This window comes from Anaerocolumna sp. AGMB13025, assembly GCF_029689925.1.
In the GTDB taxonomy this organism is placed as follows: domain Bacteria; phylum Bacillota; class Clostridia; order Lachnospirales; family Lachnospiraceae; genus Anaerocolumna.
The window spans coordinates 2,329,669-2,353,539 of record NZ_CP121445.1; the positions used below are offsets into that span (position 1 = coordinate 2,329,669).

Here is a 23,871-nt window from a genome sequence, read left to right on the forward strand (position 1 = left end):
CGGGGCACTGCTTTTTTATTTATTAGGAAAGTTCTCCTCCAGCCTGTGTATTAAATATGCCCGCTATAAGCGGGCATAGGAAACAGACGAGATTGCTAGAAGATATAAAAACCCTCTTCAAATTCGTCCTCATCAAGGTCATCATCCTCGGTAAGAAAATAATGCATGTCGAGCAGATCAGAATCAGTCATGTTCCGAACAAGCTTAGCTGTCATTCCTTCTGGAGGATTTTTGATATAGTTTTGTCTGAGTTCCTCTAGTTGTTTTGGATCCATTAGTAGTGCCTCCCATCTTAGAATGATTTAAGTATGGACCAGATGGGATAGAAAATCAAGTAGCTTTACCGCTGGAGCGGCAGTGAAACTTTGCCATTGCCCTTTCGTAAAGTTCAACTAGAGATACACGTTTGTGGTTATAGTAGAGTTCCAGAAACTCCATGGTATGATTGCACTTTTGACATTTCAAGGGATCGTAACCAAAGGACAAAAGAATAAGGTTACGCCATTTATTAAAATCCAGAATTATCTTGTGTTTGGATTTGGGTACAGCTTTGGTAAGGCTTTTATCTAACTCGCGATGACGAGCATAAAGACCATAATAGCGTGTCATCTTAAAGTTCTTTTCAGGGATGTGTTGGATAAGAAGCTTAATAAAATCTAACACAGGAATTGTTTTCTGAACATAAGAATTATCCTCATGTTTGTTATAATGAAAAGTTACATTTTCACCATCGTAGGAGTCAATTCTTGAAGTAGCAATAACAGGACGACTAAGATAGCGACTGATATATTTTACAACGGTATTAGGGTCACAAAGATTTGGTTTTGCGTAAACATAGAAACCATTTTTATCTTTCTTGTAGATGGCGGCCTTGGTTTTTTTGAAAGATGGACCGATATGCTTCTCCATTTCATTAAGAAGAGCGGTCTGAAAAGCTTTTCTAAAATAAGAGTAATTAAAATGTTTTACAACACGCCAGAATCCATCATCGGAGAATCCACCTTCGGTAAGTAGACAGTGAATGTGAGGATTCCATTCAAGAGGACGGCCAAAAGTATGTAGAACACAGACAAAACCGGGAACATAGTTCTTACTTTTGTTCATCTTGTGGAACAGTTCAAGAACAACGCTACGGACCGCCTGGAAAAGACAGTTAAGAAGGGAACGGTCTTCCAAAAAGAAGTGACGAAGTTCTTCGTCAATAGTAAAAACACAGTGGCGGTGAGTGCAACGAATTAACTTAAAAGATATCGTGGTAGAACGATCGTTGGAGTATTTGCTGCCACAGGTAGGGCAAAACTTGGAGTGACAGCGGAAAGGAACGAATTTAAGTTCACCGCAATGGGAACAGCCGTACATGGCACCACCAAAGGAAGGATCGCCGCAGTTAATCATCTTTTCAATGTTTTCCATAACAACATGACGAGGATGAAGAGAATATTTAATTATTTCATAATTGTCATTGAAAATCTTCTGTAATATATTCATATGACTATTATGAAGCAGAATGACAAAAAAAGAAACCCCCAGATTCCCCTCATGAATGAGGGGCTAGGGGAGCTGATGTGTCGAAGACACTTTTTTATTGCATAGGAAACTTCTTCGAACTTACCTCGTATGTTAAATTGATATTAGTTCCTTACTCTTTTCTTGAGTAAGTGTATACTGTTTATAGGCACTGTGGATTAGTCGAACTTACCTAACGCTTAGACGTTTGTTCATAGGCTATAACCACAGTTGCCTGCTTAAATGTTGATCAGTTAGATAACGCATGACGTTTTAATTAGCACGAGGCTACATAGCAGGCAGTTCTGTGGAATAAGCAACAGTGTCAATCTACTAAAAGGAGCTATTATTATGATTTACGTAGGCATTGATGTCGCAAAGAATAAACACGATTGTCTTATCACCAGTTCGGACGGCGAAATTCTTTTCCCTGTCTTCACCATTTCTAATGATCTTATTGGATTTTCTCTTTTGCTTCAACGTATGCAATCCTTCACCAATAACCCTGAAACAATAAAAATAGGGCTGGAAGCAACTGGTCATTATAGCAACAATATCGCTGATTTCCTCGCTAATAAAAACTACCACATTTTTATTATCAATCCGCTTCACACTAGTCTATACAAAAAAAGTCTAAGCTTTAGAAAGACGAAAACGGACAAGGCTGACGCCCAATCAATCGTATCAATGCTGATGACACAGAAGCTAACGCCCTATGCACCTGCATCATACCATGAAAAAGAACTAAAGTCACTAACAAGATATCGTTTTAACCTTGTAAAAGATTGCTCCAGGCTCAAAGTATCGTTCGCTAGGTTGATGAATATCATTTTTCCCGAATTAGAGAAAATAGTTCATGAACTACAGGTTAATTCGATTTATCACCTTATGAGTGAATACACCAATACTAACGCTATTTCAAAGGCTCATCTGACTCGTTTGACTAACCTTTTATCAAAACATTCAAAAGGTCACTATGGTCGTCAAAAAGCAATTGATATCAAAGAAGCAGCCAAACAATCAATCGGAACCTGCGATGGCATACAGACCATTGAATTACAACAAACCCTAGCTCGCATTTTTCTGCTGCAGGAACAAACCGAAGTGATTGAGAAAAGAATAAAAGAGATTGTTAAAAATATAGATTCTCCTTTTATAATGATTCCCGGTATTTCTTATACAACTGCAGCTATCATTCATGCCGAAATAGGTGATTTTTCTGATTTTTCTAATGCCGAAAAAATACTTGCATTTGCCGGAATGGAGCCATCTATCTATCAATCTGGGCAGTATACGTCTACCCATGCCAAAATGGTTAAAAGAGGCTCAAAATACCTGCGTTTCGCACTTTATACAGCCGCTAAAAATGTTGGTAAATGGGATACTAATTTCAGTTTATTCTTACAGAAAAAACTGGCAGAAGGAAAACCTTATAATGTTGCAGTTTCCCACGTTGCAAAAAAACTGGTCAGAGTTCTTTACTGTATGGAAATGAAACATGAAGCTTACATAAAGTAGTTCTTATCTCTCATATCAATTTTTCAAGGCAGCTTTCAAGGTGCTTTATTTGTCATGCTATTTTCAAGGTACAATTATATAACAGTAAACTAATATAAAATAACTACTTGACATAGTTAGTCTATGCAATAAAAAAGCCTTCCAGGCAGGATGCGCATGACGCACTTAAGGAAGATTGTCACTGTCGTGACAGTGCGTCAGCGCTAGAGTCTGGCGAGCCAGACTCTTGGTTCTTTTACAGAAAGTTCTCTGAACGATCGTCCTATAAAATAAAACAGGACTTGCAGGATGCGTATGACGCTTAATTAGGAAGGTGTCACTGATGTGACAGCGCATCAGCGCAAGAGTCTGGCGAACCAGACTCTTGGCTATTTGATTATTTAACCTTATAAGTACAATCAATAGAAGCGGGAATAATTTTTACTCTTGTAATATGAAAGCAGAGATAGTAATATAGTTGTAAATTACGAAAGAAGGAATCTAATATGCAATGGAATATAATAATTGGGCCGGTAATTGGAGCTGTTATCGGTTATGTAACGAATAAAATAGCTGTTGAGATGTTGTTTCATCCCATCAATCCGATTTATATCGGTAAATTCCGTGTTCCTTTTACACCCGGTATCATTCCGAAAGGAAAGGGAAGATTTGCTAAAGCCATCGGTAATGTGGTGGGAAAAAATCTTTTGGATACGAAAAGTATGAAAGACACTCTGTTGTCACCTGAAAAGGAAGAAGAGATAGGAGAACAGATTGATGCCATATTACTGAAATTATCAGTGGATGATGTATCTTTAAAGGAACGTTTAAATAATATACTGGGAGATTCCACCCAGGATAAGCTTGAAACCACCATTGTTGAGTCATTGACACAAAAGATAAATAATGAACTGATTACAAGAGATGTAGGACAGATGATCTCGGTTGAAGTAACGTCAGCTATTCAGGATAAAGTACAGGGTACTATGCTTGCCATGTTTATTAAGCCTGCGGTTTTAGAACCGATTGCCGACGCAATTAAAGAACGTATCAATCAGTATATTGCAGACCATGGCGAAGAAAAAGTCAATAGCCTGGTAAAGGAAGAATATGATAAGTTAAACGGACAGACCATTTCCTCTTTAACAAGCCGTATTAATACAGCAGAAGTTAAGGAGGTACTGATAAAAGCCTACCGGATGGTCATAACGAATTATTCCGATAGGCTGCTGGAATCGTTAAATCTGGCAAAGATAGCGGAGGAGAAAGTAAATGCCATGGATACAAGGGAAGTGGAAGAGCTGGTACTTTCTATTATGAAAAAAGAACTGGGGGCGGTTGTAAATCTTGGAGCTGTTATCGGTTTAATATTAGGATTGATTAATTTACTTTTTTAAACGGTAAGAGTCTGAACATATAGTTCATAAAAACATATAATAAACCATAAATGAACGAAATGAGTGATTTTATGGACCGTATAAAAATAGTAGTTGTCGGAGTTGTCATGGCGGCAGTTGCAACTATAATCCAATCAATACCGGCTTACCTATCGGAATCCTTTGCCTTACTGACCTTATTCAGTTCAGTGCCCATTTATACGGCAGCCAGGACAAATCCCGTATCAGGAGCCATATCATATATCGCTACTGCAATCCTTGTGTTTTTTTCCAGTGCCGATCAGGCCTTGTATTTTTTATTTGCCAATGGTGTGGTTGGTGCCTCCCTTGGAGCTACCAACTATTTTAAATTAAACAAACCCATAACATTAGCAGCCAGTACCGGTGCGTTATCCCTGACCTCTGGTATATTGGATTTTGGGTTTAAACAACCATTTTTAGGAGTTGACCTTCCAGGAAATTTAATTGTAAAAATAATTATTTTAATAGGAGCATCCTTTGCTTACAATTTTGGATATTCCATATTTGCAGATTTTGTTTATAAGAAGATTGGTTCTTCCGGAATCAATGATATTGGTTCTGGCGGAGAATAAGCCATCTTACTCTTTTGCCTTTGCGTAAGAGTTTCAATGTAAAACATGGTGCTGTTGCAAAATGCAGGTTATAGAACCAGGGCTTAGAATAAGGATTATATTTTATAAAAATTTTGTTCCAAGATTGCGCGAATGTGCGGCTGCATTCTCTTTCTTGCAGCCATTCGCGCATACTTTCCACAAAATTTTTATAAAATATAATCCTTATTCTCTCCCAGGTAATTTAGTCTTTGGATTTGCAACAGCACCTTCTAGCGTACCCAGTAACACGATTACGATACTACATACATTTTATATAATATAATCTATTTACTGGTATTTCTATATGGTTTATAATCAAGAAAAGGAACCGTTTACCGATTTTAACAGGACAGGAGGCAAAAGATGAGTGAACAGCTTCATATATTAATTATGAGTAATTCTATTTTCAGTATTGATGAATATTATAAACAGAAAATCCTGGACATTGCTCCTGGTGCAGTGCTTATAGCTGCCCAGGCAAAAGAAACTACAAAGGAACTGATTAGGCAGGCAGATATTATATACGGATGGCCTGAAGTTCAATATTTAAAAGATGCAGAAAACCTTAAGTGGCTGCATCTGCCAAGTGCAGGAGCTGATGGGTATACCAATAAAGCAAGTTATTACAACAAGGACATTATCTTAACTAATTCCAGTGGTGTATTTGGTCTGCCAATTGCAGAGCATGTTTTCGCTATGATTTTATCCTACAACCGAAATCTTCAGGAGTATGCCTATGATAAGAAAGAGAAGATATGGAAGGGGTTAACTAAAACCAGGGATTTTTATGGTTCCACTATTGGCATTATCGGACTTGGAGACATAGGTACGGAAATTGCTAAGAGAGCGAAAGCATGGGGAGCTGAGGTCTTGGCAGTAAAGCGTACGATAACAGAAGTACCGGAATATGTAGATAAACTTTACAGTCTTGAGGATATTGATGAAGTACTGACTCAATCGGATTATGTTGTTCTCGCTTTACCAAACACACAAAAGACACAGGGAATTATGAATGAAGAGAAATTAAAGAAGATGAAACCTCATGCTTTTTTAGTCAATATCGGAAGAGGCGCACTAATCGATCAAGAGGCGCTGATTAAAGCCTTACAGGAAAACTGGATTGGCGGAGCCGGACTTGACGTAACCACCCCGGAACCTTTACCGGAGGACAGTCCTTTGTGGGAGCTTCCTAATGTAATTCTGACTCCTCATACCTCCGGCAGTTCACCCAGTAATATTACCAGAAGATTTGAGATGTTTAACCGTAATCTAAAGTTGTTTTTAGAGAATAAACCCTTAGAGAATCTGGTGGATTTTACCGAGGGTTATTAAGAATACAAACTTACTATTCGGACCGGCAGTTTTACAAGCTGCCGGTCCCATTTACACCCCTAGATTATGGGATTACAGGATACGAAGTATCTGGTTACCTGGCATTAGGAACAGCGTGCTCCTATTCGATAAAAAACCCTCCGGGAGGAGGCACATGACGCGCCAAGGAAATTTGTCACTATCGTGACAGCGCGTCAGCGCTAGAGTCTGGCGAGCCAGACTCTTTCTTATTGCATAGGAAACTTCTTCGAACTTACCTATGCAATAAAAAAGCCTTCCAGGCAGGATGCGCATGACGCACTTAAGGAAGATTGTCACTGTCGTGACAGTGCGTCAGCGCTAGAGTCTGGCGAGCCAGACTCTTTCTTATCAATCCAGAGATTTATGGTCAGCCCGATTAAAACCAATAAGCCGCCAAGGCATTTACCTAAGGATAATTCCTGTAAAACAAAATAATCGATTATAATTCCCAACATCAGCTGACCGATAAAAACCAGCAGTGTAACATAAAAAGCAGATAATTTCGGAGTAATATAATTGGAGCACATGATTATGACAATGCCGGCCAGACCGCCCAAATAAGCCCAGAAGGGAACAGAAATCTGCCCTATAGATTCCGTAATTGGTTTATCCCTGCTGACTAGATATACAATATAAGATAAGGTCAAGCCGGTAATATAATTAATCAGGGTACTTTGCAGAGTTCCGATTTTTCCTGCCAGTCCGGAATTTACGATTCTACCCAGTACTACCGTTACGCCGGCTAAAAATGATATGAATAAATATACAAGCAACATATAAGTTTCTCTCCTTTGATTAATAGATAGTCATGACCAGAATACCGACTCCGATAAAGAGCAGGCCAATTAATTTTTTGGGATTAAAACGGGAAGCTTTAAATCCCATTAGACCGAAATGGTCAAGGAATAAAGATAATAGCGTCTGCCCCAGAAGACCCAGTGCCAGAGTCAGGGAAACGCCCAGATGTTCAAAACTTAAATTGGTAAACAGCACTGTGGCCACTCCAATAAAACCTGCACAGTACAGATAAATGGGAGTGCCTTTTTTTAAACGGAATTTAGTCCTGGTGATGAAAAGAATCAGCAGGACAGCAATAAGTCCTGAGATATGGATAAGGATACTGGATGCATAGTTACCGTAGCCGTCGGATAAGGTTCCGTTGAGCAGAATCATGATAGATGTAACAGCACCGATTATTAAGGAAATAAGGTAGTTCATACTGGTATTACCTCCCGTAGGGTATATTAACAAAGCTATGTAAATGATTTCGTAAAGGAGTATTTACATTCTTGCTTTGTAATATCTAATTTATCATAAATTAGTTGTAAATCGTTATGACATATGTCATACTAAGGATTAATTTAATTCGGAGGATTCGTGCCATGCAGAAGCTAAATGATTCGGAAAAACTGAAGGGTTTCATTCGTGAATTTGAAGTGGATCGGATATTTTCAAAGGATATGAGGTCATATATGGAACTTTTTTTTTATAAAAAGAATGAGTATATGGTAAAAGATAATGAAAAAATGCAATACCTTATATTTATAGTAAAAGGAAAGGCCAAAGTATTTACTACCCTAAGTAACGGTAAATCCTTGCTGCTTTGTTTTTATCAGGATTTTATGGTGTTAGGGGACATGGAGTTAATTGGTTCCCAAACAGCCGTGACCAATATTCAGGTCATTGAGGATACTTACTGTATCGGACTGGCCTTTAACCGGGTTCGGTCTATATTGATTGAAGATACGAAATTCCTTAAGTTTATCTGTGGTTCACTAGGAAATAAATTATACCGCTGTTCGAAAAACAGTTCTATTAATATATTGTATTCCCTGGAAAACAGACTGGCAAGCTATATTTATACCACCGGTGAGAGAATTATTATCCCCGGTAACAAGGAATCAAAGATCATTTTCAGAGAAAACCTGACAGAAATAGCAGAAGTTTTAGGCACCAGTTACCGCCATCTGCTGAGAACATTAAGTGAGTTATGTAAAAAGGGTATATTATATAAGGAAGAGGACCGGTATGAGGTAACGGATGAAAAAACACTGGTGAAGCTGTCCGCTGATTTATACCGGTAAATGCAAAAAGGCTGCCACAGCCGGCAGCCTTTTCTCTTTAGTAAATTAACTATCTTAAATCCGTTTACTCTTTTGTATCCCATATATTTATAAAGATTTCTCTTTCGTATACGAAAATCATCGAGTCCAAACCTGTGGCACTACAAGGAAATGACAGGGATATCCGATGTCTTTTTAAACGAATGCTATTTAACAAATACCATAATACCATATCTAGCTGTAATCGGTTTAGACCATAACCAGGAATTGGTTGAAGTATCATCAAAATAGAACATGGCGTTATAAGATGGATCGCTGCCATTTAAAGCTGCTTTCGCTGCTTTTATGGCTGTCTTGGATGCTGGTTTTTTAATATAACCATTTTTTACCGGCGTAAACTGATAATAACCTCCGGCCACCTGGTTAATAACACTGGAAATAGAGTCGGGCCATACAGAACTTTGAACCCGGTTTACGACAACAGCTCCAACCCCTACCATTGCATCGTAAGGTTGTCCCGTTGCTTCTGCCGTAATTAACCTGGCCAGAAGATCCAACTCATTTTTCGTGTATGAGATGGAAGCCTTAGAACTATTCGGTGCCTGGTCGGCTGCCTGGGCGACCATACTTGTTTGAAAGGTTTTAGCTGCCGGGGCAACCTTACTGGACTTTACAGCTGCTTTCTTAGCAGTAGTATTAGCTGCTGGCAGCAGTAATTTTTGAGCGGGTTTAACTTTGTCATTCCATTTGTTGTTTGCTCTTCTTAAAGAAGCGAGTGTAACTTTATTCTTTTTGGCAATGCTATAAAGGGTATCACCTTTCTTTATCTTATAGATTTTTGCCTTTACCTTCACTACCTGACCCGTACGAAGCTGATTAGACTTAAGGTGATTTGTCGACTTAATCGTATTTACCGAAGTATTAAATAAGCGGCCAATCTTGTAAAGGGAATCATTTTTAAGAACCGTGTAGTCCGCCGCAAAAGCAGATGTGGAACTCACTGTAATTGATAAAACCATTCCAATCACAAAAGCTCCAGTTTTTCTGAATTTAAACATAGGTACCTCCTTATGTTTGGCTGATTAAACCGGCTGCAATTCCTGTATTACTATTCTATACCATAACAAAGGTCAAGTATATATTGAATAATTAGCAATTCAGGATAATATGTGTAAAAATGTATAATTATGCTTATCTGTGTCGAATAAAATAGATATCCGGTCTATTGTAGTTTCGATAGAATGAATTAAGGATAATTGCTTTCCTAATCTTATGACAAAGAACCTGGGAATATCAACTTAATAAACCGGGGAGGGGTATCAATAAATAGAGGCTTGGTATTCCTTAAATCCAGAGACCTTTGACCTTTGAAATTTAGGATATGACTACATTGATAAAACCGGGAAAAGCCTTAATATAATCCTAGTATTACTATCTAGATGGTATGGACGCAAGCGTCCATTTACAGATTGAAATTAATGATGTATTTTGGATATACCTGGCTAATTTTGTAGAAATATCGAATTTACACACGAAAATTTTACAATTTCATAACCTGGACAACCCAAACCTATGTTAAAGTAATAATGAAATCATTGTACAATTTTAACCGAATATGTAAAATTATGGTCTGTTGTGCTGTTTATTTCATTGCTATCTGGTACCAAAGGGTGGGGCGACGTAAGATAGCAGTACTCGGGTTTGCAGATTTCTAGAGGAAGGAGATGATAGAATGGAGCAGAAAGCTGATATAGCAGATTTGCAGCTGGAAGAACTATTTCAAAAAGTCAAAGAAGTAACCAAACTTGATGATATCGGTTATCACAGAATTGAGGAAGGACGGTTAAAACCTATTTATAAGACTCAGACTGATATTCTGGGCATTGAAAAATGGAAAACGGTCCATGGGCAGAATCCGGTATATATTAAGGATACTTACATATTGCAGGAAGTAACAAATAAAAAGCATCCGGTCTATATTAACGACACGAATAATGACAGCAGATCGGCAGATGCTTTTTTTCTTTTTGGAGTGGACAGCATTTTAATTATTCCAGTTGTCAGGCAGAATGAAGTAAAAGCAATTATCTGTATTGTAGCAATCGGAAAACTGCATGACTTCACACAGGATGAAATCAAGCAATGTGCAAGTTTATCAGAAGAGTATTTAAGAGATTTATATTAGATATAAGGGGGAGCAATACAAATGAGAATTGCAGAAGCGGTTTTAAAGTACTTAAAAGCCAATGGTGTAGACTGTATATTTGGGGTTCCGGCAGGTACGGTAAGCCCTTTATATGATTCCATGAATGATGTTGATATAAAGCCTGTTATAGCAAAAAATGAAGGCGGAGCAGCCTATATGGCAGCCAGATATGCTTGTGTCACCGGCAGATTAGGAGTCTGCATGGGGGCAGGCGGTGTTGGTGCCAACAATATGATAAACGGAGTTGCAGATGCCATGCGAAGTAAAGCTCCGGTTATATTTATAACCGGCTATGTACACCGGTGGCAGATCGGCAAAGGTGCAATCCAGGAGTTAGATACCCAGGAAATTCTTAAACCAATTACGAAATATAGTAAAACCGTGCTGGATGAAAGTCAGGTTATGAAAGAAGTAGCACATGCCGTAGAAACTGCAATGACAGTTCCAATGGGCCCGGTGCATCTTTCCATTCCCATTGACATTCAACTAACACAGTGCCTGGAAGATAGTATGCCTCCCGTTAAGGAATCCTTGAACCAACTGCCGCTTGACAGGTCCCTTCTTGAGGAAGCCGTAAGTATCTTAAACCAGAACGAAAAAGGAGTTATACTGGTGGGAAAAGGCTGCAGAGGAATGTCTTCCTTCGTCATGGAGTTAAGTGAACATCTGCAATGGCCGGTCATAACTACACCAGAAGGAAAAGGAGTTATTTCTTCTGATTTTACGTTCAACTTAGGAAATTATGGTTTTGCAAGTACAGATGCGGCGAATGACTATGTGAATTCAGAGTCTGTAACCGGTCTCTTAGTACTTGGCTCCAGTCTTGGAGAGAATGCAACCAGTAATTTCAGTACTGCTTTATTTCAGGGAAAGAAGAGTATTCACATTGACCGTGATAGTAAGGAACTTGGCAAAGTGTATGAAACCGATGTGAAAATACATGCTGATATCAGGGAAGTAATCCCGTATTTCCTTAACACCGCTAAAAAAAGAGAAAAGATAGGATTTATAAGACCTGATTTAAACAGACCTGTCGATTCTCATATGAAATCCTTAAGCCTGAAAGAATTCTTAGAAAGACTGCCTGCATATATGCCAAAGGAAACCTATTATGTATCAGATCTGGGAGAATTCATGAATTTTGTCTTTAAATATCTACCTATTCCGGAAGGCGGAGATTTTGAGATTAATTTAAATTATGCGGCTATGGGTTCCGGTCTCGCCGGAGCAGTTGGAGTGCAGATGGCCTATCCGAATCGTCCGGTTGCTGTTATAGCAGGGGACGGGGATTTCTTTATGAATGGGATGGAGATTCTGGCTGCTAAGGAATATAAACTCCCTATCATCTTTTTTATTGTCAATAACGCTATGCTGGGTTTTGTGGAACATGGACATCAATTCCTGTTTGGAAGAGTCGTGAATGGATTTAAGCAGGAGCGCCTGGATATTTCAAAGATGATGGAAACCTGGGGAATTGCTTCTACCCAAATCAAAAGTATACAGGATATGGAACATATCAAAGAAATCATTAAGAACCCCGAGGGACCAGTGGTAATTGAACTGATTACCGACGGAAGTGAACCAGCACCCAATGGTGATCGTCTCAAATCATTACAAAAGCATTAATTATAAGCGATAAAGAACATAACAATGATTTTATTAAGGAGGAATATCTATGCTTAAAGGAAAAGTTGCATTAGTAACCGGAGCATCAAGAGGAATTGGTAAGGCAATTGCCTTAAAACTGGCAGAACACGGAGCGGACGTAGTGGTTAACTATGTAAATAATGCACAGGCTGCAGAAGAGGTAAAGGATAAGATATCTGAAATGGGACGTAAAGCTTTGACTTTTCAGGCGGATATAGCAGACCGTACAGCACTTGAGGAAATGGTTGATTTTACGAAACAAAATTTTGGTAAAATCGATATCCTTATCAATAATGCGGGTATTGTACGTTATGGAACGATAACTGATATGAGCCAGAAGGATTGGAATGATGTGGTTAATACTAACCTTACCGGTATGTTCAATCTATGCCAGCTGGTGGCACCTCACATGATAGATCAAAATTACGGTAAAATCATTAATTTAAGTTCACTTGCAGCAGTCATGAATCTGCCCGCATCCTATGGGTATACTGCCACTAAAGCTGGGATTGCCGCTTTCACCCGTGTTCTTAGTGCCGAGCTTATTGAAAAGAATATTAATGTAAATGCAATAGCACCAGGTATCATTATCACTGATATGTTAGATAGTCTGGGAGATGCCGCCGAATTCTACAAGGCTCAGATACCTGCTAAACGATTCTGTGACCCGGAGGAGGTAGCGGAACTTGCATATTTCCTGTGCCAGGATGTGTCAAGATATATCGTGGGACAGACAATTGTAATTGATGGTGGTTTAGCTTTATAGTGCATTAACTTTGAATGGATTATGGAAGTAAATTACAAATAACATAAAATATGACAAAAATGTAAAATAAAAGTATTTTTTAATTGACTTTTCGCTATTATGAGTTATAATTTAAACAAAAATAGACATAAATTCCTATAATCCGACTTGGAAAAGTAAGATTAATCGAATCATAGGAATCCGCTCTTACTTATGTTTGTAAGGTAAGGGGATTCCTGTGATTAGAACGAAAAAGTTAATACGAACTTGTTAATAGCAAACTCATTGAAAAATGAGGACGCAAAGCCACGAGTCTAAGGTGAAATCACTAGGATGGTCGGGTTACCGTAGTTAATAGGCCAGGTGTGGTAATTACTACGCTATGGCTGTTTTTTATTTTTAAATTAATAGGAGGTGCTGTAATTGAATTTCATTAAGGCAAAAAGCATTATAGCCAGATTAGTAATACCGGTATTTGGTGTTTTACTTCTGGGATTTGTGGCAATCTTTGCAGGTGTATACTTTAAGGTTCAGTCAGTAGTGAAGGATGCAGGTGGTGAGGCAGGCGGATTAGGCACTTACCTGTTACTGCTGTGTCTCGCGGTATTCATTATTTTATTAATTTTATTTCTGGTAATTATGAGACTTGTACTTAAGCCGGTTACCCAGATCCTTGCGTCATTAAAAGATGTTGCATCTGGTGATTTTACAGGAGACATCAACATAAAAGCAAAAGGCGAGTTAAAGACCCATGCGGAACATATATACCAGATCCAGAAAAAAATGGGTGAATTTATCAGCAATGTAAAAGAGTCGGTTGCCATTGTGGCAGTTGCTTCCGGTGAAATGAAACACTCCTCCGGCGATATGAATGTTATATCTGAAAGAGTCACCCAGTCCATTTCACAATTAGCCCAGGGTGCAACCCAGCAGGCGGAATCAACAGAAAACGGAAGTGTAAGAATTAATAATATCGTGGAAATGATTGAAGCAATTGCCCAGGATATGAATTCCTCCGAACAGCTTGCAGAAGATGCAATTGAGGCAATGGTAACAGTTAAGGATTCCATACGTTATCAGGAAGATAAGATGGAAGAAAATAAGCAGATTTCCGGACAAATGGGAAATGCGGTTGCAGATCTTATGGAAAAATCGAAAGAAATCGGAAAAATCTTACAGGTAATTCAAGGAGTTGCCCAACAAACAAATCTTCTGGCATTAAATGCAGCAATTGAAGCAGCCAGAGCCGGTGAGCATGGAAGAGGCTTTGCCGTCGTATCGGAAGAAATACGAAAACTAGCTGAACAGTCCGGTGAATCCAGTAAACAGATTACTGAAATTATTGAAGATGTACAAGCAGGTATAGAAAACACAGTAAAGCAGATTAATAAAGCCGATTTGCTGTCCTCCGAACAGGAAAATGCCTTATCACAGACAGTATCAGCGATCGGTGATATTTCCGATAAGGTTGAATCCATTGCTACGAAAGTAAAAGCAGTTTCCGGTACTACAGAATCCCTCACAGAAGATGCAAAACAAGCCGGAGATATGGTTGCAACCATAGCAAGCATATCAGAAGAAACAGCAGCCGGATCCCAGGAAGTATCCTCTTCAGTAGAAGAACAGAATGTTTTAATTCAAATGATTACAGAATGCTCAACGGAGTTATATACGATTGCTGAGAGTTTGAAGGAGAATATAGATAATTTTCATTTATAACTAATTTGTTAGACCTAATCGATTGGTTTGGAGTTTTCTCCATTTCAAAATAATAATTTTATCAGGAGGTTATAATATGTTAATCACTCATCCAAAGGGACTTTACACCATTAAGTATGATTCTGCAAGAAAAGTTGTATACGAAGCACCGGTAGGTCTTTGGACTAAAGAAGATTATGCAGAATATCACAGCCAGTTTGAAAATAAACTAGGACCGGCTATCGCTAAACAGCCTTGGGCTATCTGCACAGACCTTAGAAAATACAAAATTTCTGATCTTGGTGAGGTTATGGCAAAGCATGTTGAATGGCTTTCCGATAACAATGTAAAATACAGTGCCATGATCGTAGATAGTGCAATCGTTAAAATGCAGATTAACAGAGCTGTAGGTGTTAAAATTCCTCAGCAGGCATTCTTAAATGAAACAGAAGCTGAAGAATGGTTGAAATCGAAAGGATTTTAATCAGTAGAAATATATGGAGCATTTCTTTCCGTAAAAGATGGAAAGAAATGCTTTTTTTGTTATAGCAGTTACCATACCTTTAAAAATTAGATTTATAATTGGATTGACAGGTACTAACCCACAGAAACCGTCAGGTTGGCCTCGTAAGGCTATTGCAAAGGAGTAATTAACTGACATAGGATTAAGATTGAAATGATTTGCATTATTTAGAGTAATAAATATAATAGAAATCCTTTCTTTAAGCATATAATAGAATAATGATGTATATAGGAAGTGTTTCACTTATGCCTGATGGAAAAGCAGAGAATCAATTAAATTTGGCACTGGATGTTTCGGAACAGACTAGGTCTAAAACCCTGGACTTAAACGTGGGCTTCTTACCGGAAGTGAACATGTGGGAATTAATTGTAAAATATAGCGGAGATATTAATCGGATCGCTCAGGATCTGGACTTAATTATTGTACCGCTTCAAAATGAGTATGCAATTATAACAATCCGGGAAGATTTAATCAACCGGCTGTCAGACTACCAGGAGATTGAATTCATAGAAAAGCCAAAGCGGCTGTTTTACAGTGTTGCGCAGGGGAGAGCAGCTTCTTGTATTAATCCGCTCCAGACACCACAGTTTAATCTTTTTGGGAAAGGCGTCATTGTAGCTATTATCGATTCCGGCATAGATTATACCCATCCGGATTTTCGCAATGATAATGGCACCACCAGAATAATAGATTTATGGGATCAGACGATTCCTGGAAATCCGCCGATTGGATATGCCATAGGAACGGTTTATTCACGGGAGGAGATTAATGCAGCTTTAGCCGTCAACGATCCCATTCAGCGCATGAACCTGATACCAAGCACCGATACCTCAGGGCATGGGACTCATGTGTAATGTTTGAATACTAAAGTATGTTAGGGGAGAAAATGCAAAAGGAATGAGTTATGTCTTCATAAATAGCTGTAATATTGCCGATGCGTAAATAATATATAACCAGCAACTGCAGGGAGATGTGTTGTCAGTTTGTTTAATGGGAAGAATGTATTTTAAAAAATAGATTATTGGCTATTCTATCTTGATTAATGGTAAATGAAATGGTAATGTAGAGTTAAAGATTAATATCAAATAAATATTTTAGTTATATTTATATAAAGTTTGTTGAAAGAAGGTAGCTAATTGGAATATGAAAGAATTGGTTTAGGTGCTACTGCGGATGTTTATAGATATGATGAAAAGAACATTATAAAAATATTTCATGAAAATATATCTGAAGCAGAGATAGATAAGGAATGTGAAATTAATCAAATTATTCAGAACCTGGGAATTAATGTACCGCAGTATGGTGGCAGGATGGTTGTAGAAGGCAGACAAGCTATTATTATGGAGTATATTGAAGGGACAAGCCTGTTTCATAAAATGTTTGAACCAGAGGCAGATTTAGCCCAACTGGCTACTGATTTTGCACGGTTACATTATGCAATACATAAATGTAAAAACATACCCTTGGAATCCGATAAAACCAGGTTGGAGAGGCATATAGCCCATTCCGATGAACTGGAACCCTACATTGCAGATAAAGTTTTAAGACTTCTAGATTCACTCCCAGACGGAGATTCCTTGTGCCATAATGATTTTCATCCGGATAACATTATTGTTTCTGAAAAGGGTTTATATGTAATTGATTGGTGTGATTCCAGCTGTGGAAATCCACTGGCTGATGTCGCAAGAACTTCACTGGTTTTTGATTGTATTGCATTACCGGAGGATGTACCTCAGGATATGAGGATTGCTATTAATACAGCCAGGAAATATTTTGGTACGTTATATGAAGCTGCGTATGCAAATTTATTCGGAGTGGATACACTTCCTATAAAACAATGGAAAGTTGTTGAAGCCGCACATCGGATACACTGCGAAGCGAAAGAGAATAAACCGATATTTAAGAAAATAATTTATGATTATTTTGATACGATTTAATATTTGATTATAAGGAGTTAATACTATGAATTTGAGAACAGACAGATTGATCATCCGGGATTTTGAAAAAAAAGATGCAGCCGGATTGTTTGAGATACTAAAGAATCCCCCCGTCAATTGTTTCATGAGAGACAAATTAAATTCACTTGATGAAGCAGAAAAAGAAGTAGAGCATAGATCGAAAGAAGGCGGACATTTCGCTGTTTGCTTATCTGATAAGGATTTCATTATCGGTGATTTATTTGCCATGAAAGAAGAGCCGGATACCTATAGCGTGGGCTGGAATTTTAACTTAAACTTCGGCGGGAAAGGTTATGCAACAGAAGCTGCAAAAGCTTTAATGGAGCACCTGTTTCACAGCGATGCCAGGAGAATATATGCATATGCGGAAGATGATAATTATGCCTCCCAAAAGCTATGCGAGAGACTTGGAATGAGAAAGGAAGGACTCTTTACGGAGTTTATATCTTTTATCAATAACCCGGATGGAACACCCCATTATGAAAATACTTACCAATATGCTATTTTGAAAAGAGAGTGGATGGAACGATAAATAGTGATGTTGAGTTGTGAATATAGTATTGGGATTTTTAAGATTAATAAATGAAAGGTAATCGAATATAAATCGGTTACCTTTTTATTTTTTTTATTGGAGGATAGTTAAAATTCATAAACATAAGATAGTATAACAGTATTATAGCTCAACACTTAACCGATTCAGTCGTGAGAAAATAGAAAATCATAAGAGTGATTTCTAGCTGTTATATTATGTAAAATATCTTTGTAATTTGACGAAGGTAGGTATATAATGGAAATGTGTTAGTTGAGTGTGATTTTAGTATATATTTATGTATGTTATAGCAATAATGGGAAGTTAATGATATATTTAATGAAATTAATGGAGCTCAATGAGGGGGTATTTGGGTATGGGATCAATTTTTTATTAGACAAGTAATTTTGTGTTAAATAAGTGGTTAGAAACAGGAATAATATGGGCAACAGGAGTGTATCGTCAAATGATAATTTAGACTCAATTTATGCAATTAAACACTTTGAAAATATCACCAAAGATGAAAGTTTACATTACTATAAATCGTTTTTAGAATATGCGAAATTAAAAATGAACGCAACTAAAAATTTTAGCTTAAGGGTATATAAAAATTTACTAAAATACACCATTGAAACTCAGTTTGAAAATTTGTGAAGTTAGTTAATAGTGTTAGTGAACAACATTGTGAAATAGATAAATTTATGAAAAGTGAGTTGCCGATATTTGATAAATTCAGTAGAGATACTGATGGATTTCCATTAGTACTTCGAAACTATGTGTGATGAATAACGATAAATATAAATCTAAAACGCATAATATTTGTAGAATAAGAGGTGAAAATTATGTTTGAGTTTAAAATAACTTTAGATGATGAGGATTATTTACTATTTAATCAATATCATTTATTAAATAGTCCTTCTGGTAAAAAATCTTTGATGTCCTTTAGATTTATTACTCCATTCCTTTGTTTTATGGTCATTGTTATATTTTGTATTGCGGGCTCTGATTTCGAACTAATTTTGAGTGAAGCTATAGTGATGACGATTATTTCTATTTTATGGATTGGCTATAGCAAAAAAGAGATTCTAAAATCCATGAATAAAAGAATTATAAAAATGAAAAAAGAAGGTAGACTCCCTTATAGCAACGAGGCCATCTTAAAGTTTGATGATGAGAAGATAAATGAAATTGCGCCAAATACTGAAAATATAACGAAGTATTCATTGATTGAAAAAATTGTTGTAACAGAAAAAGCTATTTATATTTATTTTAGTTCTGTACAGGCATATATTCTTCCAGTAACCGCTTTTTCAGCAGAAATGGAAAAACTAAAATTCTTGGAATTTATCAATATGAAGGTTGATATTTTAAGAGATACAAAAAGCAAACTGAGAAGTTAATGTAGCTTCCCATTATGAATAGATAGTTATCCGAAGTAATGCACCAAAAAAGCAGATACCGTTAACTTTGATATCTGCTTTTAATTGTGCCAGTAACTGGTGCATTACTTTGGATAATTGTATAGCACGAAACTGCGGTTGCCAGTAACCTATGGGGATTGAATAGGAAACTTTGTCCTTAAAGTAAATATTTAAATGGAAGTAAAACAGAAATGATAAAAGTTTGCTTTGTAATAACAGAATTATAAGGTAAAATAAGCATAGTTCCCCCTTTCCCCCATTATTTTAAAGGTTTACTGTGTGTAAATAAAGTGATAAAATGTAAAAAAGGGAAGAATTACCTAAAGCAAGAGAACCACTGCGCTAGCAGTTTAGTGCTATATTTATAAGGCGAATGTAGAAAATCTTTATTTGCTAACTTAACAAAATAAGGTGAACGAACCTACGGTTTGGAGATGATTATTTATAAATAATTTAAAGGAACTTTTTACAAATTTGGAGTATCTATCTGAATGTGCTTCCAATATAGAATTAATGGAATATAACGGAATTATACGTAGTGAGCGTGTTGCAAGCAAAGATAGTAGTGAGCAGGGGGCATACTTTTGTGCTGTTCCAAAATTAAGTTACGCATGTATTGGAGAAGCTTTTCCACTTTTGTTAATCCATGATTTGTACGATTCACAAGGATGGGAAAAAGATAAACCGCCCTTCAACAATTTTAACAAAACTGAATGGAAAAATCTTTTGAGGACGATTTGGATACCTGAGTATTTGTCACTACGCAAGGATGATATTAAGGTAGAATATAAATCTGTAACAGAGGTTGAATTTTGCAATGACTGGTTGCCGATTACCAAACAGATAGCTGCATCAGCCATTCAATCCTCTATTCAGCAAATAGTAAGATACGGTTTAATTGATGCATGGAACTTCTCCAATTATTTAATAGAGACTAAAACTGAATATATTGATTTTCAATTTTGGACTACTGCGTAGCTATATAATAAGCTTATTGCTTGGTTCGCATTTGTTTCCAACCCATTATATTTATAAAAAGTAAAATAAATATAGGGAATTTCACGATTGTAGGGATGTATTAAATCGAATTTTAGATGAGGGGTAAAGAAATGAAAGTTGTTCTTAGGAAAATGACACTACAAGAAGGTGATAAATTAAGGCTATGTCTTGATATCATATTTATGAAGGGAGAATTAAAAGCAACGTTACTCTTGTAACGATAAAAAAAGAGGATAATTGATTATGAAAATACAGATTAATGACAATATTATTAAACATTATTTACGTAATGTTTATTTTATTAACGGGCACAGCTATGCAGGAAAATCAACAATGGTTAAGATGCTTTCTGAGCGATACGATATGATATTTTGTGGTGAAAATTATCATGATGCATTTCCAAGAGAGAAACTATCACGATGGAAACAACCTGGCTTATGTTATTTTGATACAATGAGTGGTTGGGAAGAATGGTTAAATATGACACCAGAAGAACATTGGAACTGGACAAATACTGTGTCTAATGAATGTGTTGAAATTGAAATTCTAGAATTAATAAGATTAGCAGCAACGGGAAAGAAGGTAATAGTTGATACGAATATTCCCCCTGATGTATTACGTGAAATCTCAGATTATAACAATGTGGCAATATTGCTTTGTAATCCACCTGATATTTGTACAACGCGTTTTTTTGAACGTGATGATCCAGATAAAAAATTTATGTTGGAACAAATTAAGCTGTGTAAAGACCCTAATGCAACACTCAATAATTTTAATTCATGGGCACTATATCATCCACCTATTGAAATAGATTGGAATAACACCGGATTTTTCACGTATACTCGTTCTGATTTTGAAACAGATACACGAGAAGAAATGATTCATATACTGGCAAAACATTTTGGCCTTTGAAGAGAACATTAATACGTTAGATGTATTTCTATTATAAAAAATGAAGAGATGGTGGCGATTTTTTTGAACTGCCCATTATATTTAAACAGCCTAGCCTAGTACATAAGTAAACTTGAAGTTGCTGGAGAAAATCATAATAATGCTGACAATAATAGAAGCAGAAAACTATTTAAAAATTGGAGTTGAATTAACACCAGGTGCATGGGGGCAACATAGCATTTCAGTAGGAACAAATGCAAGGTTAATTGCCGAAAGAGTGCCTGAAATGGATAGTGATATGGCATATATAATGGGCCTAATGCATGATATTGGTAGTAGAGCAGGAATTAAAGGAATTCTTCATATTTTTGATGGATATGATTTTATGATGAGTCTCGGTCAAGAAGAACTTGCGCGTATTTGCCTAACACATTCATTCCCTATCAAAGATGTGAGTACGTTTTTTGGAAAATATGATTGCACAGCATCGCAAAAAGATTTTTTAGGCAACTTTTTAGTAAATGTACAATATGACAATTATGATATATTAATTCAGCTATGCGACGCAATATCGCTACCTTTTGCAGAATAAGAAATGTGGGAAGCAAAAGAGAATTCTACATTCGATAAACGAAGAAGAGTCTTGAAATAAGTAGTTAGGTGATACAGTGCCGTTGAAAAAGAAAAATAATATTAGGAGAGTTTATATGAAACGGATATTTCCACAAAATTATCCATTAATGTTATTGCTAACAGGGGGGATGTACGGGTTTATTGGATATTTTGGAATGATAAAGACAAAGCAGTATATTCTATTACTTATACTTATTATGCTTTTTGTTTTCATAATGAATCGTATGATTTACATAGCATATAATCATTTAATAATTGTAAAAGGCGTGTATTGAATTACCTCAATTATGGTATTCTCAAATAATAATATTTTTTGGTGACGAATATTTTGAGAATTTTTTTAATCGAGATGACGATTACCAGAAATGGTCTTTGATAGATAATAATCGAAGTTTAATAAAGGTCTATGATTTATGTATACCTAATGATTTTATTGAAAGCGGTTATATAGAAGAGATAGTTGATGATGATTTTAAATCAAAAAGTGAAATTTGGTTTATAGGAGAACTTGAATAGAACTATAAGTAAACCAACTTCCCATTATGTTTATAAACAGTTATTATCAAGAAAATAAGAAATACATATTTTTTATATTTTGTACATGAAAGGGGAACTGTTATGGCGATAGTTATTAATGCCCAAAGTCTTGATGAAATTACCGAAAATCGCGATGTTACTAAACGTCTAAAGCGACAGACCGTTACAGCAGGAGATATCTTTAAAAAGGAAGTATGGGTTTATTGCAAAAAACTGGGAAATTGCGTTCACGCTCCTGTTTCGTTAAACGATTACAAAAGAATAGTGCCTTTCGCGGTGAATAAACCTTTGGTTGATGAGGTTTTTGCTATGCTCCAGACTTATGAAATGCCGAACAGTTCCCCCAGCGTAGACGTTGATGTGATTGGCTATTTTTATAGCATTGCACTTATTTCCGTAGCGCGAGAAAAACGTACTGAGCATTTAGCTTTTCTTAAGCAATTGGCGGATAAGTTCAAAAAAGAGGATAGCCGGTATGTTGAGGTTCTTTATAGAAATATGAAGCGGTTGTGTAAAGAGTACCCCGACTTAAAACCCATAAAGCTATTATTGGAAAACAAAGCAGTATAAGCAAACGGAGAAGTTACTGCAACTTCCCATTATATTTATTAAAAGTAAAATAAATATAGGAAATTTCTCGATTGTAGGGATGTATTAAATCGAATTTTAGATGAGGGGTAAAGAAAATGAAAGTTGTTCTTAGGAAAATGACACTACAAGAATATAACTCTTTTTATGTATCCAGTATATTAACAGCTACCTTCTTAACTTTTGTATAGGAATCTACTGAGTTAAGTAGTTCGATAGAATTAAGGGAGAAAAAATGAATAAAAAAAACTTAATTAGAAATGGTGTTTCAGCAGTTACTTTTGGAGCTTGTTATGCTTTGATTTCATATCTATTTGATAAAACTGTAGATGTGGTGAAATCGTTGTATCTACTATCACATATTTTGCAATTATGAGTCTTCTCTATCTCATTGTACCTAAGCTAAGAAAATAATTGGTCATAACAAGTAGAATAACAACTTCCAGTTTGTAGGAGAGTTTTAAGACACGCCTACAAAAAATCTCATTTAATTATATGAATAGGTAGGTGAAATTTTGATTATTATACGAGAATTATTAGACAAAGATATGTTTCAAACAATTCAACTTAAAGCACTTTGCTGGCCAGAAGAATTGGCAGGAATGGCAGATGATAAATTGAATATAGATGAAGAGTATTCATTTTTGGTAGATTGGATGCATTCAGGAGTTGAAAACAATGATGTAAGGTCTTTACTGGGTGCATTTGAGAATGAAAAAATGCTAGGAGTTGTATTTGCGAGCTTTTCAGAAAAAGAAGATTCGTATTGTGGAATTGAATTAAATGGATTATGGGTTTACCCCGAAATGAGGGGGAGAGGAATTGCGTTAATGCTAATGTCAAGAATTTTGAATTATTATGAAAATCTTGGTTTAAAAGAGATAGTTATTTATAATTATCATAATTCATCATCAAATTCATTTTACAGAAAATTCGGAGCAAAGGTATTTAGAACAGAGTTGCAAATGAATGAACAAATTCCGACAGATATTTTTAAATGTGATATAGTTACAATGAAAGATTATATGAATAAGAGCTTAACAAAATATACATGCAAGTAAATGCA

26 protein-coding genes and 1 riboswitch are annotated in these 23,871 nt (G+C 36.4%); of the genes, 21 read left to right on the plus strand and 5 right to left on the minus strand.

Annotated features, from left to right (window positions below):
* Positions 1 to 95 precede the first annotated feature (95 nt).
* A complete protein-coding gene (locus tag QA584_RS09440; RefSeq protein ID WP_278271644.1) occupies positions 96 to 275 on the minus strand; it encodes a hypothetical protein in 180 nt (59 codons plus the stop codon).
* A gap of 55 nt (positions 276 to 330) precedes the next feature.
* Entirely contained in the window at positions 331 to 1,488 is a 1,158-nt protein-coding gene (locus QA584_RS09445; RefSeq protein WP_278271643.1) for an IS91 family transposase, read from the minus strand.
* 369 nt (positions 1,489 to 1,857) lie between these two features.
* On the opposite strand from QA584_RS09445, the gene QA584_RS09450 reads away from it, so the two are divergent.
* The 4 genes from QA584_RS09450 to QA584_RS09465 all read left to right on the plus strand — a co-directional run bounded on the left by QA584_RS09450 (position 1,858) and on the right by QA584_RS09465 (position 6,346).
* Positions 1,858 to 3,024, plus strand: coding sequence for an IS110 family transposase (locus QA584_RS09450; RefSeq protein ID WP_278274268.1), 1,167 nt, complete (start codon positions 1,858 to 1,860; stop codon positions 3,022 to 3,024).
* 485 nt (positions 3,025 to 3,509) lie between these two features.
* Complete coding sequence (locus QA584_RS09455) at positions 3,510 to 4,400, plus strand: DUF445 domain-containing protein (protein ID WP_278274269.1); 891 nt, start codon at positions 3,510 to 3,512, stop codon at positions 4,398 to 4,400.
* Positions 4,401 to 4,471: 71 nt separating this feature from the next.
* Positions 4,472 to 4,993, plus strand: a complete 522-nt coding sequence (locus QA584_RS09460; protein ID WP_278274270.1) for a hypothetical protein — start codon at positions 4,472 to 4,474, stop codon at positions 4,991 to 4,993.
* A gap of 384 nt (positions 4,994 to 5,377) precedes the next feature.
* Entirely contained in the window at positions 5,378 to 6,346 is a 969-nt protein-coding gene (locus tag QA584_RS09465) for a D-2-hydroxyacid dehydrogenase (protein ID WP_278274271.1), read from the plus strand.
* 314 nt (positions 6,347 to 6,660) lie between these two features.
* Here QA584_RS09465 and QA584_RS09470 read toward each other — a convergent pair whose 3' ends face one another.
* Together QA584_RS09470 and QA584_RS09475 are read right to left on the minus strand one after the other, a co-directional pair.
* Positions 6,661 to 7,143 (minus strand): DMT family transporter, encoded by a 483-nt coding sequence (locus tag QA584_RS09470; RefSeq protein WP_278274272.1) that lies wholly within the window; start codon positions 7,141 to 7,143, stop codon positions 6,661 to 6,663.
* Positions 7,144 to 7,162: 19 nt separating this feature from the next.
* The gene (locus tag QA584_RS09475) at positions 7,163 to 7,585 is read right to left on the minus strand and encodes a DMT family transporter (RefSeq protein ID WP_278274273.1); all 423 of its coding nucleotides are present in this window, start codon (positions 7,583 to 7,585) and stop codon (positions 7,163 to 7,165) included.
* 164 nt (positions 7,586 to 7,749) lie between these two features.
* Between QA584_RS09475 and QA584_RS09480 the strand changes: the two genes are divergently transcribed.
* Positions 7,750 to 8,451, plus strand: coding sequence for a cyclic nucleotide-binding domain-containing protein (locus tag QA584_RS09480; protein WP_278274274.1), 702 nt, complete (start codon positions 7,750 to 7,752; stop codon positions 8,449 to 8,451).
* 185 nt (positions 8,452 to 8,636) lie between these two features.
* Here QA584_RS09480 and QA584_RS09485 read toward each other — a convergent pair whose 3' ends face one another.
* Positions 8,637 to 9,488, minus strand: a complete 852-nt coding sequence (locus tag QA584_RS09485; protein ID WP_278274275.1) for a cell wall hydrolase — start codon at positions 9,486 to 9,488, stop codon at positions 8,637 to 8,639.
* Between the two features lie 674 nt (positions 9,489 to 10,162).
* On the opposite strand from QA584_RS09485, the gene QA584_RS09490 reads away from it, so the two are divergent.
* The 16 genes from QA584_RS09490 (at position 10,163) to QA584_RS09560 (ending at position 23,866) form a co-directional block, all read left to right on the plus strand.
* On the plus strand, positions 10,163 to 10,615 hold the full coding sequence (locus tag QA584_RS09490; RefSeq protein WP_278274276.1) for a GAF domain-containing protein: 453 nt from the start codon (positions 10,163 to 10,165) through the stop codon (positions 10,613 to 10,615).
* A gap of 21 nt (positions 10,616 to 10,636) precedes the next feature.
* Entirely contained in the window at positions 10,637 to 12,262 is a 1,626-nt protein-coding gene (locus QA584_RS09495) for a thiamine pyrophosphate-binding protein (RefSeq protein ID WP_278274277.1), read from the plus strand.
* 49 nt (positions 12,263 to 12,311) lie between these two features.
* A complete protein-coding gene (locus QA584_RS09500; RefSeq protein ID WP_278274278.1) occupies positions 12,312 to 13,049 on the plus strand; it encodes an SDR family NAD(P)-dependent oxidoreductase in 738 nt (245 codons plus the stop codon).
* A gap of 244 nt (positions 13,050 to 13,293) precedes the next feature.
* Positions 13,294 to 13,378: riboswitch (cyclic di-GMP riboswitch) on the plus strand.
* 73 nt (positions 13,379 to 13,451) lie between these two features.
* Complete coding sequence (locus QA584_RS09505; RefSeq protein ID WP_278274279.1) at positions 13,452 to 14,747, plus strand: methyl-accepting chemotaxis protein; 1,296 nt, start codon at positions 13,452 to 13,454, stop codon at positions 14,745 to 14,747.
* A gap of 76 nt (positions 14,748 to 14,823) precedes the next feature.
* On the plus strand, positions 14,824 to 15,210 hold the full coding sequence (locus QA584_RS09510) for a hypothetical protein (protein ID WP_278274280.1): 387 nt from the start codon (positions 14,824 to 14,826) through the stop codon (positions 15,208 to 15,210).
* A gap of 284 nt (positions 15,211 to 15,494) precedes the next feature.
* Positions 15,495 to 16,103 (plus strand): S8 family serine peptidase, encoded by a 609-nt coding sequence (locus tag QA584_RS09515; RefSeq protein WP_278274281.1) that lies wholly within the window; start codon positions 15,495 to 15,497, stop codon positions 16,101 to 16,103.
* A 282-nt stretch (positions 16,104 to 16,385) separates the two neighbouring features.
* On the plus strand, positions 16,386 to 17,186 hold the full coding sequence (locus QA584_RS09520; protein WP_278274282.1) for a phosphotransferase family protein: 801 nt from the start codon (positions 16,386 to 16,388) through the stop codon (positions 17,184 to 17,186).
* Positions 17,187 to 17,211: 25 nt separating this feature from the next.
* The gene (locus QA584_RS09525; protein ID WP_278274283.1) at positions 17,212 to 17,739 is read left to right on the plus strand and encodes a GNAT family N-acetyltransferase; all 528 of its coding nucleotides are present in this window, start codon (positions 17,212 to 17,214) and stop codon (positions 17,737 to 17,739) included.
* An 839-nt stretch (positions 17,740 to 18,578) separates the two neighbouring features.
* The gene (locus QA584_RS09530; protein WP_278274284.1) at positions 18,579 to 19,136 is read left to right on the plus strand and encodes a YcxB family protein; all 558 of its coding nucleotides are present in this window, start codon (positions 18,579 to 18,581) and stop codon (positions 19,134 to 19,136) included.
* 495 nt (positions 19,137 to 19,631) lie between these two features.
* On the plus strand, positions 19,632 to 20,135 hold the full coding sequence (locus QA584_RS09535) for a hypothetical protein (protein WP_278274285.1): 504 nt from the start codon (positions 19,632 to 19,634) through the stop codon (positions 20,133 to 20,135).
* A 264-nt stretch (positions 20,136 to 20,399) separates the two neighbouring features.
* Positions 20,400 to 21,068, plus strand: coding sequence for a hypothetical protein (locus tag QA584_RS09540; RefSeq protein WP_278274286.1), 669 nt, complete (start codon positions 20,400 to 20,402; stop codon positions 21,066 to 21,068).
* Positions 21,069 to 21,207: 139 nt separating this feature from the next.
* Positions 21,208 to 21,639 (plus strand): HD domain-containing protein, encoded by a 432-nt coding sequence (locus tag QA584_RS09545; protein ID WP_278274287.1) that lies wholly within the window; start codon positions 21,208 to 21,210, stop codon positions 21,637 to 21,639.
* Between the two features lie 347 nt (positions 21,640 to 21,986).
* Positions 21,987 to 22,196, plus strand: coding sequence for a DUF3916 domain-containing protein (locus QA584_RS28840; protein ID WP_442870357.1), 210 nt, complete (start codon positions 21,987 to 21,989; stop codon positions 22,194 to 22,196).
* 102 nt (positions 22,197 to 22,298) lie between these two features.
* Positions 22,299 to 22,787, plus strand: a complete 489-nt coding sequence (locus QA584_RS09550) for a hypothetical protein (RefSeq protein ID WP_278274288.1) — start codon at positions 22,299 to 22,301, stop codon at positions 22,785 to 22,787.
* Between the two features lie 253 nt (positions 22,788 to 23,040).
* Complete coding sequence (locus QA584_RS09555; RefSeq protein ID WP_278274289.1) at positions 23,041 to 23,181, plus strand: hypothetical protein; 141 nt, start codon at positions 23,041 to 23,043, stop codon at positions 23,179 to 23,181.
* Positions 23,182 to 23,320: 139 nt separating this feature from the next.
* On the plus strand, positions 23,321 to 23,866 hold the full coding sequence (locus QA584_RS09560; RefSeq protein ID WP_278274290.1) for a GNAT family N-acetyltransferase: 546 nt from the start codon (positions 23,321 to 23,323) through the stop codon (positions 23,864 to 23,866).
* Positions 23,867 to 23,871: the final 5 nt, after the last annotated feature.